Below are 1,327 nucleotides of genomic sequence, written 5' to 3' on the forward strand. Positions count from 1 at the left end.
CGGCCTGCTCGGCGGCCGGCGCTTGAAAATGGTCGCCACGCTGATCTACGACCAATACCTGTCGGAACTCAACTGGCCCATGGGTGCTGCCATTGCCGTCGCGCTGTTGCTGCTCAACCTGCTGATCATGCTGTCGTGGAACCGCATGATCGAAGGCCGCTACAAGAAGTCATTGGGGTAATTCTTCATGTCCAGGAACGGTCCTTTCGCCCTGTTGTTCCATGCCTTGGTAGTGGTGTTCATGCTGGCGCCGCTGGTGGTGGTCTGCCTGGTCGCCTTCACGCCGGAAAACACCTTGAGCCTGCCCACTACGGAATTCTCCCTGCGCTGGTTCCGTGCCGTGTTCGAGCGCGCGGACTTTGTCGATGCGTTCTACAACAGCCTGATCCTGGCGTTCAGCGCGGCCTCGCTGGCGACGCTGATCGCGGTGCCGGCGGCGCTGGCAATTACTCGACTGGAGTTTCCTGGCCGGGATTTTTTCAACGGCCTGTTCCTGTCGCCGATCATCATTCCGCACCTCGTGCTGGGCGTCGCGCTGCTGCGGCTGTTCGCGCTGATGGGCGTGAACGGCAACTTCAGCTGGCTGATCTTCGCCCATGTGCTGGTGATCACGCCGTATGTACTGCGGCTGGTCTTGGCCTCGGCCATCGGCCTGGATCGCAGCGCTGAACAAGCCGCGCAGTCATTGGGCGCCGGTCGTTTCACCCTGTTCCGGCAGATCACCTTGCCGATGATTTTGCCCGGCGTTGCCGGAGGCTGGTTGCTGGCGTTCATCAACAGTTTCGATGAAGTCACGCTGTCGATTTTCGTCACCTCGCCGGCCACACAAACCCTGCCGGTACGCATGTACGTCTACGCCACCGAATCCATCGATCCGATGATGGCGGCGGTGTCGGCGCTGGTCATTGCGCTCACCGCGCTGACCATGATTCTGCTCGACCGGGTCTATGGCCTGGATCGAGTCCTGGTAGGCAAACAATGAGGGCGCCATGGCTCTGCTGAAACGACTGGCCGAAAGCGACCGCCCGGCCCTGGACTTCCTACTCGACGGCGAACCCGCCAGGGGATTGCTCGGCGATACCGTGCTCACCGCCGTCCTGACCTGCAGCGAACACCTGCGCGGCAGCGATTTCAGCGCCGAGCCCCGCGCCGGCTTCTGCCTGATGGGCGCCTGCCAGGATTGCTGGGTCCGACTGGGCGACGGCCGCCGCGTGCGTGCCTGCTCGACGATGCTCGAAGCCGGCCAGCAGATCAATCGCGAACCGGGGCGGCAGGTATGAATGGCTTTGACAGGTATGGCCCCATCGCGAGCAAGCTCGCTCCCACA

2 protein-coding genes and 1 pseudogene are annotated in these 1,327 nt (G+C 62.6%); all 3 read left to right on the plus strand.

Annotation, left to right across the window (positions count from 1 at the left end; translation table 11 throughout):
* Nucleotides 1-181: pseudogene (locus OC610_RS27585) on the plus strand (ABC transporter permease); the annotation flags it as partial.
* 6 nt (nt 182-187) lie between these two features.
* Nucleotides 188-982, plus strand: a complete 795-nt coding sequence (locus OC610_RS27590; RefSeq protein WP_030140057.1) for an ABC transporter permease — start codon at nt 188-190, stop codon at nt 980-982.
* 7 nt (nt 983-989) lie between these two features.
* Nucleotides 990-1,280: a (2Fe-2S)-binding protein gene (locus OC610_RS27595; protein ID WP_264432670.1), complete on the plus strand. Its 291-nt coding sequence runs from the start codon at nt 990-992 to the stop codon at nt 1,278-1,280.
* The last annotated feature ends 47 nt before the right edge of the window (nt 1,281-1,327 follow it).

It is taken from the genome of Pseudomonas agronomica, from assembly GCF_025917275.1.
Lineage (GTDB): Bacteria > Pseudomonadota > Gammaproteobacteria > Pseudomonadales > Pseudomonadaceae > Aquipseudomonas > Aquipseudomonas agronomica.

Excerpts from the sequence above, each read along its gene's own strand:
- OC610_RS27595 (WP_264432670.1), top strand. The coding sequence starts at position 990 with ATGGCTCTGCTGAAACGACTGGCCGAAAGCGACCGCCCGGCCCTGGAC.
- OC610_RS27590 (WP_030140057.1), top strand. The coding sequence starts at position 188 with ATGTCCAGGAACGGTCCTTTCGCCCTGTTGTTCCATGCCTTGGTAGTG.